General features: G+C 72.7%; 20 protein-coding genes. 11 read left to right on the forward strand and 9 right to left on the reverse strand.

Annotated elements, in window-relative coordinates; all coding sequences use genetic code 11:
* Positions 1–11: 11 nt before the first annotated feature.
* The gene (locus tag AC3ANM_RS11800) at positions 12–446 is read left to right on the forward strand and encodes a nitroreductase/quinone reductase family protein (RefSeq protein WP_488284607.1); all 435 of its coding nucleotides are present in this window, start codon (positions 12–14) and stop codon (positions 444–446) included.
* Positions 447–453: 7 nt separating this feature from the next.
* Here the strand turns inward: AC3ANM_RS11800 and AC3ANM_RS11805 are convergent, their stop codons facing one another.
* Genes AC3ANM_RS11805 through AC3ANM_RS11815 form a run of 3 tightly spaced genes read right to left on the reverse strand, consistent with a single transcriptional unit; the run spans position 454 to position 2,319 of the window.
* Positions 454–1,017 (reverse strand): hypothetical protein, encoded by a 564-nt coding sequence (locus tag AC3ANM_RS11805; RefSeq protein ID WP_488284608.1) that lies wholly within the window; start codon positions 1,015–1,017, stop codon positions 454–456.
* A gap of 11 nt (positions 1,018–1,028) precedes the next feature.
* Positions 1,029–1,694: a TasA family protein gene (locus tag AC3ANM_RS11810; protein WP_488284609.1), complete on the reverse strand. Its 666-nt coding sequence runs from the start codon at positions 1,692–1,694 to the stop codon at positions 1,029–1,031.
* The gene (locus AC3ANM_RS11815) at positions 1,684–2,319 is read right to left on the reverse strand and encodes a signal peptidase I (RefSeq protein ID WP_488284610.1); all 636 of its coding nucleotides are present in this window, start codon (positions 2,317–2,319) and stop codon (positions 1,684–1,686) included. Before AC3ANM_RS11815 ends, AC3ANM_RS11810 begins: the two co-directional genes overlap by 11 nt.
* A gap of 175 nt (positions 2,320–2,494) precedes the next feature.
* Here AC3ANM_RS11815 and AC3ANM_RS11820 point away from each other — a divergent pair, with 175 nt between their 5' ends.
* On the forward strand, positions 2,495–3,040 hold the full coding sequence (locus tag AC3ANM_RS11820; protein WP_488284611.1) for a hypothetical protein: 546 nt from the start codon (positions 2,495–2,497) through the stop codon (positions 3,038–3,040).
* 86 nt (positions 3,041–3,126) lie between these two features.
* Entirely contained in the window at positions 3,127–4,095 is a 969-nt protein-coding gene (ligD, locus tag AC3ANM_RS11825) for a non-homologous end-joining DNA ligase (protein ID WP_488284612.1), read from the forward strand.
* A gap of 94 nt (positions 4,096–4,189) precedes the next feature.
* Here the strand turns inward: ligD and AC3ANM_RS11830 are convergent, their stop codons facing one another.
* Together AC3ANM_RS11830 and AC3ANM_RS11835 are read right to left on the reverse strand one after the other, a co-directional pair.
* Complete coding sequence (locus tag AC3ANM_RS11830) at positions 4,190–4,336, reverse strand: hypothetical protein (RefSeq protein WP_488284613.1); 147 nt, start codon at positions 4,334–4,336, stop codon at positions 4,190–4,192.
* A 208-nt stretch (positions 4,337–4,544) separates the two neighbouring features.
* Positions 4,545–5,156, reverse strand: a complete 612-nt coding sequence (locus AC3ANM_RS11835) for a class I SAM-dependent methyltransferase (protein WP_488284614.1) — start codon at positions 5,154–5,156, stop codon at positions 4,545–4,547.
* A gap of 147 nt (positions 5,157–5,303) precedes the next feature.
* Here AC3ANM_RS11835 and AC3ANM_RS11840 point away from each other — a divergent pair, with 147 nt between their 5' ends.
* From AC3ANM_RS11840 to AC3ANM_RS11860, 5 genes are all read left to right on the forward strand, one after another.
* A complete protein-coding gene (locus tag AC3ANM_RS11840) occupies positions 5,304–6,125 on the forward strand; it encodes an isocitrate lyase/PEP mutase family protein (RefSeq protein ID WP_488284615.1) in 822 nt (273 codons plus the stop codon).
* Positions 6,126–6,345: 220 nt separating this feature from the next.
* A complete protein-coding gene (locus AC3ANM_RS11845; protein ID WP_488284616.1) occupies positions 6,346–6,771 on the forward strand; it encodes a phage holin family protein in 426 nt (141 codons plus the stop codon).
* Positions 6,752–7,051, forward strand: coding sequence for a DUF3618 domain-containing protein (locus AC3ANM_RS11850; protein WP_488284617.1), 300 nt, complete (start codon positions 6,752–6,754; stop codon positions 7,049–7,051). Before AC3ANM_RS11845 ends, AC3ANM_RS11850 begins: the two co-directional genes overlap by 20 nt.
* Positions 7,048–8,157: a YihY/virulence factor BrkB family protein gene (locus tag AC3ANM_RS11855; RefSeq protein ID WP_488284618.1), complete on the forward strand. Its 1,110-nt coding sequence runs from the start codon at positions 7,048–7,050 to the stop codon at positions 8,155–8,157. The genes AC3ANM_RS11850 and AC3ANM_RS11855 overlap by 4 nt, the downstream gene beginning before the upstream one ends.
* On the forward strand, positions 8,129–8,443 hold the full coding sequence (locus AC3ANM_RS11860; protein WP_488284619.1) for a DUF4235 domain-containing protein: 315 nt from the start codon (positions 8,129–8,131) through the stop codon (positions 8,441–8,443). The genes AC3ANM_RS11855 and AC3ANM_RS11860 overlap by 29 nt, the downstream gene beginning before the upstream one ends.
* Positions 8,444–8,562: 119 nt before the next feature.
* On the opposite strand, the gene AC3ANM_RS11865 is transcribed toward AC3ANM_RS11860, so the two are convergent.
* Together AC3ANM_RS11865 and AC3ANM_RS11870 are read right to left on the reverse strand one after the other, a co-directional pair.
* Positions 8,563–9,348: a 3-hydroxybutyrate dehydrogenase gene (locus AC3ANM_RS11865; protein WP_488284620.1), complete on the reverse strand. Its 786-nt coding sequence runs from the start codon at positions 9,346–9,348 to the stop codon at positions 8,563–8,565.
* 11 nt (positions 9,349–9,359) lie between these two features.
* Positions 9,360–10,097, reverse strand: a complete 738-nt coding sequence (locus tag AC3ANM_RS11870; RefSeq protein ID WP_488284621.1) for an acetoacetate decarboxylase — start codon at positions 10,095–10,097, stop codon at positions 9,360–9,362.
* 148 nt (positions 10,098–10,245) lie between these two features.
* Here AC3ANM_RS11870 and AC3ANM_RS11875 point away from each other — a divergent pair, with 148 nt between their 5' ends.
* Both AC3ANM_RS11875 and AC3ANM_RS11880 read left to right on the forward strand, forming a co-directional pair.
* Positions 10,246–11,106, forward strand: coding sequence for a LysR family transcriptional regulator (locus AC3ANM_RS11875; RefSeq protein WP_488284622.1), 861 nt, complete (start codon positions 10,246–10,248; stop codon positions 11,104–11,106).
* Between the two features lie 72 nt (positions 11,107–11,178).
* Positions 11,179–11,355, forward strand: a complete 177-nt coding sequence (locus tag AC3ANM_RS11880; RefSeq protein WP_488284623.1) for a hypothetical protein — start codon at positions 11,179–11,181, stop codon at positions 11,353–11,355.
* 15 nt (positions 11,356–11,370) lie between these two features.
* Here AC3ANM_RS11880 and AC3ANM_RS11885 read toward each other — a convergent pair whose 3' ends face one another.
* The gene (locus tag AC3ANM_RS11885; protein WP_488284624.1) at positions 11,371–12,216 is read right to left on the reverse strand and encodes an acyl-CoA thioester hydrolase/BAAT C-terminal domain-containing protein; all 846 of its coding nucleotides are present in this window, start codon (positions 12,214–12,216) and stop codon (positions 11,371–11,373) included.
* Between the two features lie 261 nt (positions 12,217–12,477).
* Here AC3ANM_RS11885 and AC3ANM_RS11890 point away from each other — a divergent pair, with 261 nt between their 5' ends.
* A complete protein-coding gene (locus AC3ANM_RS11890; protein ID WP_488284625.1) occupies positions 12,478–13,632 on the forward strand; it encodes an alkaline phosphatase family protein in 1,155 nt (384 codons plus the stop codon).
* Between the two features lie 73 nt (positions 13,633–13,705).
* Here AC3ANM_RS11890 and AC3ANM_RS11895 read toward each other — a convergent pair whose 3' ends face one another.
* Positions 13,706–14,398, reverse strand: a complete 693-nt coding sequence (locus AC3ANM_RS11895) for an SRPBCC family protein (RefSeq protein WP_488284626.1) — start codon at positions 14,396–14,398, stop codon at positions 13,706–13,708.
* Between the last annotated feature and the right edge of the window lie 3 nt (positions 14,399–14,401).

The raw sequence follows: 14,401 nt of genomic DNA on the forward strand, positions 1-14,401 counted from the left end.
CGGGGCGGTCGATGACCGCGCGGTTGATGACGCAGGGGCAGCGCTTCTTCACGGGGCTGCACGCGCGGGTCTACCGCCTCAGCGGTGGGCGGATCGGGTCCCGGATGGGGTCCGTCGAGAACGTCCTGCTCACCACGACGGGCCGGCGCACCGGGCGGACGCGGACCACGCCGCTGGGAGTCCTGCCGGACGGTGACCGGCTCGTGCTCGTGGCGTCCAACGGTGGTGCGCCGCGGCACCCGGACTGGTACCTCAACCTGAGCGCGAACCCCGAGGTCACCGTGCAGCGGGGCGCAGCGGTCCTGCGGATGCGCGCCCGGACCGCGACGCCGCAGGAGCGGGACGTCCTCTGGCCGCGGGTCGTGGCGCGGTATGCCGGGTACGCCCGCTACCAGCGCAACGCCCGCCGCGAGATCCCCCTCGTCATCTGCGAGCCCGCGGGTTGAGGGGTGCTCACGCGTGGCGGGTCTCCGCGGCGACCTGGGCGCTGGAGACCTCGATCGACACCGTCGCTGACACGTCCGCGCCCGTCGGTGGACTGATCCGCAGGGTGACCGAGGCGCCCACCGCCAGACCACCGGGAGGCGTGAACTCCCTCAGTCCCATCGTGGTGTCGACAGTGAACTCGGGCTGGCCTCCCGGGTTGGCGCACGCTCCGAGGAGCCCCCTCCAGCCGGCGCTGCAGTACTCGACCTTGGCTGACCCGACGGTGACGGTGCCCGACTGGGACACCCTGATGCCCACGCGGTTGAGACGGCGGCCGCCGGTGTTGAAGACGCTGAAGCTCTGCGGCGTGAGCCCCAGCACGCCGAAGTCGACCACCATGGCTCCACCCTGCGTCGGGGCCGTGGACCCGAGGGTGGCCACGGCGGACCACGTGGCCGCGGTGACGTTCTGCGCATTCGAGTGCGCCGCCGCTGTGAGCGAGGCCTGCGCCGGCCCCGCCCCCGACGAGAGCAGCACGAGGAGGGCGGCCGTCGTCGCGGTCGCCCTCCTGGTGCCGGAGGCCCCGGGCACTGCTCCCCGGATCAGCCGTGGGTCGTCGAGGCCGTGCGCTGGTCCTCCGTGAAGGTCCAGGTCAGGTTGGCCGACCTGTTCTGGACGGTGCCGGTGGGAGGTGTCCCGTTGGTCGTGGTCTCCGTCGCCACGAGCGTCACCGCGACCTGGAAGTGGCGCGTGCCGCCCTTGGCCTGGGTCCCGCCGAGGGTGGCCGCCGAGGACAGGCTGCTGACCCAGCCGAGCGCCAGCGGAGTGGAGGTGGTGCCGCCGCAGCTCCCGGTCCCCAGGCCACCGTTGGCGCTGGTGTCCACCGTCCAGGCCGCCGAGCACTCGACGACGCCGGCCTTGAGCCCGGTGGTGGTCCCCGTCGTCAGCGGTTGGCCCGAGGCGCCGTCGCTGACCTTCAGCGTGAGGTTCTGGACGTCGATGGTGCTGGCGTCGGTCAGGTCGACGTAGCGGTACACGGTGTCGCCGGGGGCGAGCCCCGTGATGGCGGTGCTGAAGCCCGCCGAGGGGGTGGCCGCGGACAGCTGCAGGTCCAGCTTGCCCGCGGTCACCGTCTGGTCCTTGGTGGCCTCGGCCTGGAGGCCGGCGTAGACACCCATGGCGGTGACACTGAGGCCGACGGCGCCGAAGGCGGTGGCCGCGACGAGCCGCGGGTCGCGGCGCAGCACGGCGAGACGGTCAGACAGCATGTGGGACTCCTTCGAGGGCATCGGGCGCAGGCGCCGACGGGTCGGTGGACGAGGTCGACGGACGGTGGGCGCCGGGACGGCGGCGCAGGATCAACCCGAGCCCTCCGGCGGTGAAGGTCAGGCCCATCAGGGCGTTGAATCCGGCACGGAATCCCGGGTCCTGCAGCCTCACCAGCCACGACCCGACCGCCGGGAGGTGACCGATGACGATCGCGACCTGCGGCCCGGGCAGCACCGAGCGGTCGCGGTCGGGGGAGGGGTTGGCATCGCCCTTGGTGGTGATCGTGAGGTGCCCGGGCGCGCCCTCGACGGCGACGACGCGGTGCGCATAGGCGGCGGAGCGGCCGGGCGGCACGAACACCGCGACCTGCCCGGCACGCAGCGACGCCACGTCGACAGCGCGGGTGAGCACCGCGTCGCCGGGGTCGAACGTCGGGCTCATGCTGGCGCTGAGCACCGGTGCCAGGCCGTAGTGCAGCACGTGCCCGCCGATGACGTTGAGCAGCATGACGGCCGTCGCGGCCAGGGTCACCGCCCAGCTCAGCAGCCGCCAGAGGTGCCGGGCCGGGGCGCGGACGGTCCGCGCCCGAGCGCGCCGGCCGGATCGGCCCGCAGCCTGTGCCATGCAGCCCCCCGGCGACACGCAGTGCGGGGCCCCCGCCCCGCACTGCCCCCTGAGGCGCGCAGTCGGCGCCTCGGCACCAAAGGTAAAGACCTGAGCCGAACAATGTCAGCATTTGGTCAAGATCGTGTGGCGGTGTCTGACTCTGAGTGGTCGCCCCACCGGCAGGATGTATGCCGTGCCCCCCACCTCCGCCGCGCCGCTGAAGTACGCCCACGTCGAGCGGGAGCTGCGGTTCCTGCTGCCGTCGGTCCCCCGGTCGCTGCCGGTCGCGCGCACGCGGCGGATCACCGACCGCTACCTGCCCGGGACCGGCCTGCGCCTGCGCCGGGTCGAGGAGGACGGGCGACCGGTCGTCCTCAAGCTCGGGCAGAAGGTGCGGGTCGACCCGGACACCCCCTCCACCGTCGCCCACACGACGATGTACCTCAGCCTGGCGGAGTACGACACCCTGCAGGTCCTGGCCGCTCACACGCTGGAGAAGACACGGCATACCGTCGTGGCGGGGGACGGGCGGCACCTGGCCGTCGACGTCTTCGGCGGCGAGCTGCGCGGCCTGGTGACCGTCGAGCTCGACCTCGGGGTCGACGGCGAGCGGCCGGACGACCTCGGCCTGGACGTCCTGGCCGAGGTGACCGCCGACGAACGGTTCACCGGCGGCGCGCTCGCGCGCACCACGGCAGAGCGGCTCCACGAGCTGCTCGCCGAGCACGGGATCGACTGACCGTCGAGTGCTCCGGCGGCCGGCCCTGGGCCCACATGAGTGCCGAACAGGGCGCAGGAGCGCCGCCCGGCGTCTAGGTTGGCGGCATGGCAGCCGCGGATGGCAGGAGCCCGGCGGTCGAGGTGGAGGTCGGACCCCACACGGTGCGGGTCTCCAACCCCGACCGCGTCTACTTCCCGGCCCGGGGGGAGACCAAGCTCGACCTGGTCAACTACTACCTCTCGGTCGGTGACGGCATCGTCAACGCGCTGCGCGAGCGGCCGTGCATGCTGCACCGCTTCCCCGAGGGGGTGGCCGGGGAGAAGGTGCACCAGAAGCGACTGCCGCACGGCGCGCCGCCGTGGGTGGAGACGGTGCGCGTGCACTTCCCCCGCTACAACCGTCACGCCGACGAGCTGTGCGTGACCGAGCTGGGCAGCGTGATCTGGGCCGTCCAGATGTCGACGGTGGAGTTCCACCCCTGGAACTCGCGCCGGGCCGACACCGAGAAGCCGGACGAGTGGCGCATCGACCTCGACCCCATGCCCGAGTGCGGGTTCGACACCGTGCGTCGGGTCGCCCACGTGGCGCAGGAGGTGCTCGACGAGCTCGGGGCGGTCGGCTGGCCCAAGACCTCGGGCGGCAAGGGGATGCACGTCTACGTGCGGATCAAGCCCGAGCACGGGTTCAAGGACGTGCGGCGGGCGGCGCTCGCGTTCGCCCGGGAGGTGGAGCGGCGGGCCCCGGACGATGTGACGACGACCTGGTGGCGCCGGGACCGCGACCCCCGGATGCTCTTCGTCGACTACAACCAGAACGCCCGCGACCACACCATCGCGGCGGCCTACTCCGTGCGCGGCCTGCCCGACGCCCGCGTCTCCACGCCGATCCGCTGGGACGAGGTCGACGACGTCGACCCGCAGGACTGCACCATCGCCACCGTCCCGGAGCGGTTCGCCCGCCTGGGGGACCTGCACGCCGGCATCGACGACGCCGTCTTCGACATCGCGCCGTTGCTGGAGTGGGCGGACCGGGACGAGCGCGAGGGGGCCGAGGACCCCGGCATCCCGGAGTGACGCGCTTCCCTAGCGACCACGCAACGACAGCCCCGGTCCTGAGGACCGGGGCTGTCGCAGGGGCCGTGCCCGGGCCGGAGCCGCGGACGGTCGGTCAGTACAGGCGGCGGCGCCGGCCACCGATCGGCACGAAGTTCAGGACCAGGCCGACGACCAGGAGGATGATTCCGATGGTCAGGAGGACCTTCAGGCTGGCGACAAGCAGGCCGAGGATGATCAGGATGAGTCCGAGGGCAATCACAGGGTGCTCCTTCGTTGGGGATCTTGCCCGAGGACGGTAGCCCTCTTCGGCGCTCGCGCAAGTGGAACGCGGCGATGTTTGGGATCAGGGCATCTGGGCAGGTAGCACGCCCCGTCGACGTGGTGGGGATCACTCCGCGACGACCCGCTCCGCCGGGTGCCGGCGGGGCCGGGCCGCGATCCCCGGCCACCCCCTGAGGTCGGCGGCATCAGTCCACGTCCGGCCGGCGGGCGATGACGTCGAAAACGTGCCAGTGCTTGGGCCCACTGAACGCCTGACCGTCCTCGTCCTCCTCCTCGAAGCGCACGACCTCCAGCCCCTCGAGGAGGCGAAGAGCCTGCTCACGCGGCAGGAACGTGCCCTCGCGCACCCCGGCCCACGAGTCGTGGTCGCCGAAGAAGTTGCCGACGAACCAGCCGCCGGGGCGCAGGCCGGAGCGCACCATCTGCCACACCGCGGCGAACGCGCCCGGAGCGGCGAACGGCAGCGAGTAGCCGGCGTACACCAGATCCGCATCGGGGAGCCCGTCCAGTGACGCGAACTCGCAGGTGCGGATCGTGAGCCGGCCCGCTGCGGCGCCCCCGGTCGTGGCGAGCACGTGCTCCTGCGTCGTGGGGGCGCCGTCGATGGCGGTCACCTCCCACCCGGCGTCGAGCAGGGCCCGGGTCTCGACGCCTGCCCCGCACCCGAGGTCGATCGCCGCGCGCCCGTCACCTGGACCGGCGAGCGCGAGCGCCTCGATGAGGAGCGGCCGAGGGGGGCGGTCGCCCTGCGCCGCGTTGAACCGGGGCCACTGGGCGTCATCAGGGGCAGCCGGCATGCCGCGATCCTGCCAGCGGCGGGCGTGTCCGGCAGTCCGGGCGCGCCCGGCCTCCCGGGGCCGGCAGCGCGGAGCACACCCGGTGCGCCCGCTCGTCGATGACTCCTCCGGCGGACAGGTGCCCCACCGGAGTGGTTGGCTCGCACCATGACGACCTCCCCGGGGCCCGTGCCCAGCGACGCAGAGCGGTTCCACCAGCTGCACCAAGGCCCGATCCTGGTCCTGCCCAACGCCTGGGACGTCGCGTCCGCCCGTCTCGTCGAGGATGCCGGGGCGCCGGCCGTGGCGACGACGAGCGCCGGGCTGTCGTGGGCATGGGGGGTCGCGGACGGGGAGAGGCTGGGCCTCGAGCGCATCCTGGATTTCACCCGGCGGGTCGTGGACGCCGTCGGGGTGCCGGTCTCGACCGACCTCGAGGCCGGCTACGCGCAGGACCTCGACGAGCTCGCGGCGCACGCGCGCGCCGTGCTCGACACCGGTGCGGTGGGGGTCAACTTCGAGGACGGGTTCGAGGGCGGTGTGCTCCCGGTTGCGGAACAGGTTGCGCGGATCGCGGCGATCCGTCAGGCGGTCGGCGCGGGGTTGTTCCTCAACGCCCGCACCGACACCTACTGGCGTGCCGTCGGTGAGCCCGACGGCCGGCTCGAGGAGACCGTGCGCCGGGCCGAGGCCTACCTCGAGGCCGGGGCGTCGGGCGTCTTCGTCCCGGGCGTCAAGGACCTGGGCGTCATCGAAGCCCTGGTCGCCCGGATCCCGGGGCCGGTGAACATCCTCGTCGGCCCGGGCTCACCGACCATTCCCGAGCTGGCCGACGTCGGGGTGGCGCGGGCCTCGGCCGGCTCCGCGATCGCGCTGGCCTCCTACGGGTTGGTCCGGCGCGCGGCGACCGAGCTGCTCGGCCCCGGCACCTACACCGAGCTCGCGGGGGCCGAGGGCTACCCGACCATGAACGCACTGCTCTCCCGCTGAGCCCCGCGCGGCCAGGGGTGGCCGACACGCGTGGGCAGGTGTGGCTGTCGTCGCCATGCCTGCGCAGCACCGGCCGCGCCGCTGGTGTGGTGTCCGTCATGCGGCAGGGGGCGTTTAGGGGTGCCCGGATCGGGCACGGGTCCACCACGCGACCCAAGGAGGCTGTCCATGAAGAGCACCCACAGGCGCCATCACCGGCCCGCCGTGAGCGGAGGCCGCCGTGGCTGAACCCGGCTCCGTCGTCCATGACGACCCTTCGGTGGCCGAGCTCCTGACGAGGCTGTCGGAGCAGTCGACCCGCCTCGTGCGCGACGAGCTGCAGCTCGCCAAGGTCGAGATCAGCAGCAAGGTCAGGCACGCCGGTGCCGGTGCCGGGATGTTCGGTGCTGCCGGGGTCCTGGCCTGGTTCGGTCTCGGGTCCCTCATCGCCACCGCGATCCTGGCCCTGTCCCTCGCGCTGCCGGCGTGGCTGGCTGCGCTGGTCGTCACCGTGGTCGTCTTCGCCGCGGCGGGCGTCGCCGCGCTGGTCGGCCGCCGGCAGGTGCACGAGGCCGCGCCGCCCATCCCCCGAGAGACCATCGACAGCGTCGAGCGCGATGTCGCCGAGGTGAAGGAGGCAAGCCACCATGGCCGCCACACCGTATGACGAGACCGGCACCGCCGGTTCCTCCCTCGACCCCCAGCCGTCCCCCGCGACGAAGACCGAGCTCGAGCGGGACATCGCGCTCACCCGCGAGGAGCTGGGCCAGACGGTCGAGGCGCTGAGCGAGCGGCTCGACGTGCCGAGCCGGGCGCGGGTGGGGGTGTCCCGCGGCCTCGCCCGGGCCCGCGACGCCGTGCGGACCCACACGGTGCCGGCCGTGGCGCTGGGCGCAGCGGCCACGGCCTCGCTGGCGGGGCTGGTCGTGTGGCGGCGCCGGCGGTGAGCCGGACCTCGGCCCGGCACGCCCGGGTGGGCCCGGACCACCCCGCCAAGCCGCAGGCGCCGACCGACCTGACCAAACCCTCGTGGGGCTACGTGCTGCGCAAGACGGCGCGCGAGTTCTCCACCGACCAGTGCACCGACCTCGCCGCGGCCCTGACCTACTACTCGGTGCTGGCGCTGTTCCCGGCGGCCATCGCCCTGCTGTCCCTGGTCGGTCTTGTCGGACAAGGTCAGCAGACGGTCGACACCCTGCTGGGCATCCTGCGCCAGGTCGGTGCCGGCACGGCGGTCCAGACGCTCAAGCCGGCGCTGGAGTCACTGAGCCAGCACTCCCACACGGCCGGGTTCGCCCTCGTGCTGGGCCTGCTGACCGCCCTGTGGTCCGCCTCGGGCTACGTCGGCGCGTTCGGTCGCGCGATGAACCGGATGTACGGGATCCGCGAGGGCAGGCCGTTCTGGAAGCTGCGCCCGGTGCTGCTCCTGGTCACGCTCGTCGCCGTGGTCCTCTCGGCGGTGGTGGCGCTGGCGCTCGTGATGACCGGCCCGGCGGCGAGAGCCGTGGGCAACGCCATCGGCCTGGGCAGCACCGTAGTGCTCGTGTGGGACGTCGCCAAGTGGCCGCTCATGCTCGTGGCCGTCGTCGTGATCGTGGCGATCCTCTACTACGCCACGCCGAACGTGGAGCAGCCGAGGTTCCGCTGGATCAGCGTGGGGGCCGTCCTCGCCATCGTCGTGTGGGTGGCGGCGTCGGCGGCGTTCGGCTTCTACGTGGCCAACTTCTCCAGCTACGACAAGACCTACGGCACCCTCGCCGGGGTCGCGGTGCTCCTGCTGTGGCTGTGGATCACCAATCTGGCGCTGCTCTTCGGTGGCGAGCTGAACGCCGAGCTGGAGCGTGGGCGGGAGCTGCAGGCCGGCCTGCCCGCCGAGCGCAGGGTCCAGCTGCCGCCCCGCGACACCCGCAAGATCGACAAGGCCGAGGCCAAGGAGGCCGAGGACGTCGAACGCGCCCGCCGGCTGCGGCAGAGCCGCGGCCGGGAGGCCGACGTCCCCGGTCATGACACGAAGGAGGACCCGCATGACCGCTCGCCAGCACATGAGGGCTGAGCAGAAGGGGAGCACCGCGGCCAAGGTGCTCTACCGCCCCGTCGGGCTCGCCGGAAGCATCATCGGCGGCATCGTGGCCGGCGCGGTGTTCAAGCAGGTGTGGAAGCGTGCCGCGGTCGGGTCCGACGGTGACGCGCCCAAGGCGCTGGAGTCCGAGTACCCGATGCGCCAGGTGCTCCTGGCGGCGGCCGTCCAGGGCGCGCTGTTCGCGGTCGTCAAGGCAGCGATCGACCGCTGCGGGGCGCGCGCCTTCGAGCGTTGGACCGGGGAGTGGCCCGGAGACTGACCGGCCGTGCCGCCGCGCCGTGGGTGGGGACGACCCAAGGGCGCCGCGGAAGGGCACACGGGTGCCGGGTGGTCGCGGCGGCGGCCACCCGGCATACCGGGAGCGGTAGGTGGCGCGACTCAGCGGGCGCTCCAGCCGCCGTCGACGACGAGCGAGGTGCCGGTCATCGACGCCGCGGGCGGGCTGCACAGGAAGAGCACCATCTCGGCGACCTCCTCGGACTCCACGAGGCGTTTGAGGGCGGCCTTCTCGAGGAAGACCTTCTCCAGGACCTCGGTCTCGCTGATGCCGTGGGCGGCCGCCTGGTCGGCGACCTGCTTGTCCACCAACGGGGTCCGCACGTAGCCGGGGTTGACGCAGTTGGAGGTCACGCCATGGGCGGCACCTTCGAGGGCCACCACCTTGGACAGGCCCTCCAGGCCGTGCTTGGCCGAGACGTAGGCGCTCTTGAACTCCGAGGCGCGCAGCCCGTGCACCGAGGACACGTTGATGATGCGGCCCCAGCCCTTCTCGTACATCGAGGGCAGTGAGCTGCGGATGAGGCGGAACGGCGCCTCGAGCATGATCCGCAGGATCGTGGAGAACATCGCCGGGTCGAAGTCCTCGATCGGGCGCACGTGCTGGATGCCGGCGCAGTTGACCAGGATGTCGGCCCTGAGGTCCAGGGCGTCGAGCGCGTCGAGGTCGGACAGGTCAGCGACGACGGCGTCGCCGCCGGTGATCTCCGCGACCTCGCGGACGGCCTCCTCCTTGAGGTCCACGGCGATGACGTGGGTGCCGGAGCGGGCCAGGCGCAGGGCCGTCGCCCGGCCGATGCCGCTGCCGGCGCCCGTGACGAGGGCGGTCCGGCCGGTGAGGTCGACCTGCACCGTGTCCTGGGGCTGGGCGAGGGGTGAGGTGGTCATGAGGTGCTCCTTCAGGCGGCGAGGTAGTCGTGGACCAGCTCGGCCCGCGGCAGGGTGAGGTCGGTGATGATGTGGCTGGCGCTGACGACCTCGCGCACCGGCAGGTCGGCCAGGGGCGCCAGGGCGTGCTCGAACAGCTGGAGGCGGGCCGGGCCGACCCAGGCGCCGCGGATGCTCAGGTCGCGGATCTGCGTGCGGATGAGCTCGGCGATCCGCGGGCGGCCGTCGTAGCCCGGCATCAGCTTGAGCATGTAGGTCGGCATCGCGATCTCGGCGCGGGCGGCCTCGGGGTCCATGACCGCGTGCTTGAAGCCCATGGTGGCCATGGCCACGCGCAGGCTGCCGTAGTCCAGGGTCCCGACGAGGGTGTCTGAGTCGGTGAACAGGCTCGGGTGGCCCAGCTTCTTGGGGTAGGCGCTGCCCTCGCGCCCGAGCGCGATGGCGGGGGCGTTGTCGAGGTACATCGAGTGGATGTAGTCGGGGGCCCGGCCCTCGTGGCGCACCCGCAGGACCTGGCCGGACTCGGTGTAGTCACCCAGGCCGGAGCTGTCCGGCATCTTGATGACCTCGAAGCGGACCAGCGGCTCGTCGACCTCCAGCGGCTCCGGGACGACGGCGCGCATCGCGTCGGGGTCCGTGCGGTAGGTGATGTTGAGATACTCCCGCCGCAGGAAGCGGTAGGGGCCGGAGGGGTATGCCGCGCCACCGAGCGGGGTGGTCGTGGCCTGGAGAACGTCCTGGCTGCGCACTGTGATGCTGGTGTCCCATCGCGCGATCCGGGGGTCGACCGGGGCGGTCCTCGCGCTGTGGATGCCGTCGGGTCCTGTGCCCTACGACGGTAGGCAGTTCCGCGAGCCAGGAGAAATGCAGGTGGGACCGCATTCATACACTCGGTGCATGGATGTGGAGCTGCGCGACCTGAGGCTGTTCATGGCGCTGGCCGAGGACCCGCACTTCTCCCGCGCGGCCGCCGCCCGTCGGGTGAGCCAGCCGACGCTGACGCGCTCGCTGGCCCGGCTGGAGCGGGCCGTGGGGGCGCGGCTGGTCGACCGCACCACCCGCAGTGTTGCGCTGACCCAGGCTGGGGAGCGGCTCAGCGACGAGCTGGCGGCGATCCTGCCGCGCCTCGACGCCGCCGTGCGCGCCGTCAGCGCCCACCCGACGCTGCGGCTGGGCTTCACCTGGCTGCTGCCGAGCGAGCTCGTCCGCGAGGTCCTGGCGGAGTTCGAGGCGGTGACCGGCGGCCGGATCGACCTCGTCCGGCGCGACGACCGGGCAGCCGGGGTGACCAGCGGCCAGACCGACGCCGCCGTCATCTACGGCACCGTCCGGCGCAGCCCGACGTTGCGCATCGTCGAGCTCGGCACCGAGTCGCGGGTGGCCGCGGTCTCCCGCAAGCACCCCCTGGCCGCACGGCGCCGGCTGCACTGGTCAGAGCTGGCCGAGCACCCGCTGGTCGTCAACGCCGTGAGCGGCACGGTCGGCCCGGCGATGTGGCCTGCGGGGTCGCGTCCCGAGGTGGCCGTGAGCAGCCGGACCTACGACGAGTGGATCGAGATGGTGGCGGCCGGGCGCGGCGTCGGGGTGCTGCCGGAGTCGGCCCGGCGGCACCCGCACCCCGGCGTCCGCTACGTCACCATCACCGACGCCCCGCCGGTCTCGCTGCTGCTGGTGCGGCCGGCCCGCGCCGCCCACCCGCTGGCGGACGAGCTCGAGCGCCTGGTCGTCGAGGCCGCGCGCCACCGCAACCAGTCGTGACTCCACGGTCGGCAGCCTCGACATCTATACCCCAGGGGGTATCCTTGTCGGACCCGACCAGAGGAGCAGCGGATGTGCCAGCCGGCAGTGTGCAAGCAGTGTGCGAAGGTGACGTGGAGGGGGTGTGGCATGCACGTCGAGCAGGTCCTCGCCGGCGTCCCGGCCTCGAACCGGTGCACGTGTGAGCGGACCAGCGGTGGTGGCGGTGGCGTCCTCGGGGCGTTGAAGGGCCTGTTCGGCCGCGGCTGAGACCCCGCCCCGGGCTCAGGGCTCGAGGCGCAGAGCTGTGGCCACCGCGGGCCAGGCGAGGGCGCCCAGCTCGGCGTCGGCCGCCGGCGTGCCCCCGCGCGCCATGGCCATCCCGCCGGACACCGCGGCCTCGCCGGGCAGGACGACCCGGTGCCCGGCCTCCGGGTGGGTGACCACGGTCGTGGGGAGCCCGTGCTGCTCACGGCGAGAGGCGACGGTCCTCGCGAAGTCCGCACCCGGCCATACCTGGTCGTCCTCGCCCCCGATGACCACCACCTCGCCGCGGATGCGCTCGACCGGGATGGCGGCCTGCGCCGCCTCGTCGGCGAAGGTGGCGAGGCTCTTGGCGTAGAGGTCGCGGAAGGCCGGCGGCGTGCCTGCCGGCTCCCACGACTCCAGGAACGGCACGAACGGCAGCGGTATGCCGTCCAGCGTCCAGTGCGAGGTCTGCCGGGTCGTCCCGTCCGCGCCGTCCTCGACCACCCCCGCCCAGACCACCGGGCTGGGCGCGAAGGCGACGACCGCGTCGACCCGGTCGTCGTGTGCTGCCGTCAACAGTGCGGCCTCGGCGCCGAAGGACACGCCCGTCACGACGAGGCGGTCGCAGACCGGGGCCAGCCGGTCCAGGGCGTCGAGGAAGGTCTCCAGCGGCACCTCCCAGGGGCCGGGCTGCTGCCCCTCGCCGCCGAACCAGCGGATCGCCATGGCGAGGGCGCCGTGCCGCGCGAGCAGGCGCGCCCGGCCGGAGTCGACCCTTCCGCTGGAGCCGGCGAGCACGAGCACGCCTGTGCCGCAAGGCTTCTCGGGTCGGATCAGCAGACCCTCGGGGTGGTGCAGCTCCTGCTCCGAGATCTCCCCCATGGCATCGACGCTATCGAGCCGCACCCGGGGTCCGCAGCCTGAGCGCCCGGGGCGCCCGGGACCGGCGCGTCGTACGAGGTCAGACACGCCCTCTGCCCCTCTTGCCTACTTTGTCCGGCGCTGCTTGACTCCGCTGCGGTGGGGCCTCGTCCGGACGCAGACATGTCGAAGCCCGACTTCCGGTGCTCTGCCGGCCGCTTGACCCGTCGATCCGCCCCTGGCCGGACCCTGTCCGCGGCCCAGGTCTGAAAGGAACCCGTCGTGCGACGACTCACCACCCTTGCCACGGCCGCGATCGCTGCCGGCGGCCTGGCCTGCATCGCCTCCGGCATGGCCGTGGCCGCGCCCGCCCACTCCGGCGGCCAGCCCGGCCACGAGGGCCACCACGCCCCCGCCCCGGCCCTCGACCACATCTTCGTGATCATGCTGGAGAACCACTCGCAGTCCAGCGTCGTCGGCGACGCGAACGCGCCGTTCCTCAACACGCTGGCGTCCAGCTACACGATGGCCGACCACTACTACGGCGTCACCCACCCCTCGATGCCGAACTACATCGCGAGCATCGCCGGCGACAACTTCGGCATCCAGGACGACGAGGACGAGAACATCGTCAACCTCGACCGCAAGAACCTCGTCGACCAGCTGGAGTCCAAGGACATCAACTGGGGCGCCTACATGGAGGACCTGCCGGCCAACAAGCTGGACCGGTTCGGCCCCGCCCGTGCGGATGGGTCCCTGATCAAGCTGTACGCCAAGAAGCACAACCCGTTCGTGCTCTTCGACGACGTGAAGAACAACCCGGCGCGGATGGCGAAGGTCAAGGACTACACCGCCCTGGGTGCTGACCTCAACGGCAAGGGCGCGCCGCAGTTCGTCTGGATCACCCCGAACCAGTGCAACGACATGCACGGTGGCGTCTACGACACGGTGGCCGGTCACCCCGAGACGCCGTGCCCCTACGGCAGCGCCAAGGACGACGCCAACGACGCGGCCCTGAAGCAGAAGGCCGACACGTTCGTGAAGGGCGCGGTCACCACGATCATGTCCTCCAAGGCGTGGACCAAGAAGTCCGCGATCGTCATCGTCACCGACGAGAACGACTACACCGGCAACAAGACGAACGGCGGCTGGGAGAGCACTGACGGCTGCTGCGACTCGCCCTACGTCGCCAAGGGCGACGCGCGGGTCAGCGCCGACTGGCCGGGCGGCACGTATGGCGGTGGGCTGATCCCCGCGATCATCGTCACCGGGTCGGGTGCGCACCACAGCGTCGACCACACGCCGTACAACCACTACTCGCTGCTCACGACGATCGAGGACAACTGGGGCCTGGGCCACCTCGGCCACGCCGGTGACACCGCCGGTGGCGTCGTGCCGATGTGGAAGTCGATCGCCAAGTCGATCGCCAAGCACTGACCCGGCATCGGGCTCTGCGACCGCCCCGCGCCCCTGACGGAGCGCGGGGCGGTCGCATGCCCGGCCGGTGCCCTCAGGTGGGCTCGTCGCCGGTGGCCTGGGCAGCCGCCGGGCCGGACGCTGCCGACCGCTCCACGCGCTGCTCGATCCCGTGCAGCATCCCCCGGGCCATCACGTAGTCGGCCGGGACGATGGTCGCGAGGTAGAGCGCCGTGAGCCAGCCGGGCGAGGTCCGGCCCCGGACGCGCAGGTGCAGCCGGGTGCGCCCGCCCGGGTGGGGCGTCAACCGGAAGCACCAGGTCCAGCTGATGGCGGCGCCGTACCGCTCGCCCCAGCCTGGTGGCAGGTGCGTGGTCGAGTGAAGGACGAGGGTGGCCGGCGCGTCGACCTCGCGCACCACGTAGAACGCCGTCCCCGGTGGGCCGTCCGGGATGGTGTCCCCGACCTGGAGTGTCCGGACGAGGGCCTGGTCGAGGTGGTCCAGGCTGGGCCGGTTCTTCGGGAAGAGCAGCCGGTCGACCCACCCGGGCGTGTAGTAGCCGCCGCGGTGCCAGCCCATCTGGGTCAGCCACGGCCAGACCTCCGCCGGCGGGGCGTCGATCGTCACTGCGTGGTTGGTCAGCAGCTGGGGCCGCCGCACCAGCGCGTCGCCGGGCAGCCTCGCGGCCCGCTCCGCCGCCGTGGAGCCGGCCCTGCGGCCCACCACCTGGAGCCAGCCGTAGGCGCCGATCAAGCCCAGCGCGACAACCCGGACCACCCGTCCCATGAG

Source organism: Oryzihumus sp. JJN4-3R, assembly GCF_057747915.1.

Bases quoted from the DNA above. Each gene is read 5' to 3' on its own strand.
- AC3ANM_RS11800 (WP_488284607.1), top strand. From the start codon at position 12: ATGACCGCGCGGTTGATGACGCAGGGGCAGCGCTTCTTCACGGGGCTG.
- AC3ANM_RS11810 (WP_488284609.1), bottom strand. From the start codon at position 1,694: ATGCTGTCTGACCGTCTCGCCGTGCTGCGCCGCGACCCGCGGCTCGTC.
- AC3ANM_RS11815 (WP_488284610.1), bottom strand. From the start codon at position 2,319: ATGGCACAGGCTGCGGGCCGATCCGGCCGGCGCGCTCGGGCGCGGACC.
- ligD (WP_488284612.1), top strand. From the start codon at position 3,127: ATGGCAGCCGCGGATGGCAGGAGCCCGGCGGTCGAGGTGGAGGTCGGA.
- AC3ANM_RS11835 (WP_488284614.1), bottom strand. From the start codon at position 5,156: ATGCCGGCTGCCCCTGATGACGCCCAGTGGCCCCGGTTCAACGCGGCG.
- AC3ANM_RS11840 (WP_488284615.1), top strand. From the start codon at position 5,304: ATGACGACCTCCCCGGGGCCCGTGCCCAGCGACGCAGAGCGGTTCCAC.
- AC3ANM_RS11850 (WP_488284617.1), top strand. From the start codon at position 6,752: ATGGCCGCCACACCGTATGACGAGACCGGCACCGCCGGTTCCTCCCTC.
- AC3ANM_RS11860 (WP_488284619.1), top strand. From the start codon at position 8,129: ATGACCGCTCGCCAGCACATGAGGGCTGAGCAGAAGGGGAGCACCGCG.
- AC3ANM_RS11865 (WP_488284620.1), bottom strand. From the start codon at position 9,348: ATGACCACCTCACCCCTCGCCCAGCCCCAGGACACGGTGCAGGTCGAC.
- AC3ANM_RS11875 (WP_488284622.1), top strand. From the start codon at position 10,246: ATGGATGTGGAGCTGCGCGACCTGAGGCTGTTCATGGCGCTGGCCGAG.
- AC3ANM_RS11880 (WP_488284623.1), top strand. From the start codon at position 11,179: ATGTGCCAGCCGGCAGTGTGCAAGCAGTGTGCGAAGGTGACGTGGAGG.
- AC3ANM_RS11885 (WP_488284624.1), bottom strand. From the start codon at position 12,216: ATGGGGGAGATCTCGGAGCAGGAGCTGCACCACCCCGAGGGTCTGCTG.
- AC3ANM_RS11895 (WP_488284626.1), bottom strand. From the start codon at position 14,398: ATGGGACGGGTGGTCCGGGTTGTCGCGCTGGGCTTGATCGGCGCCTAC.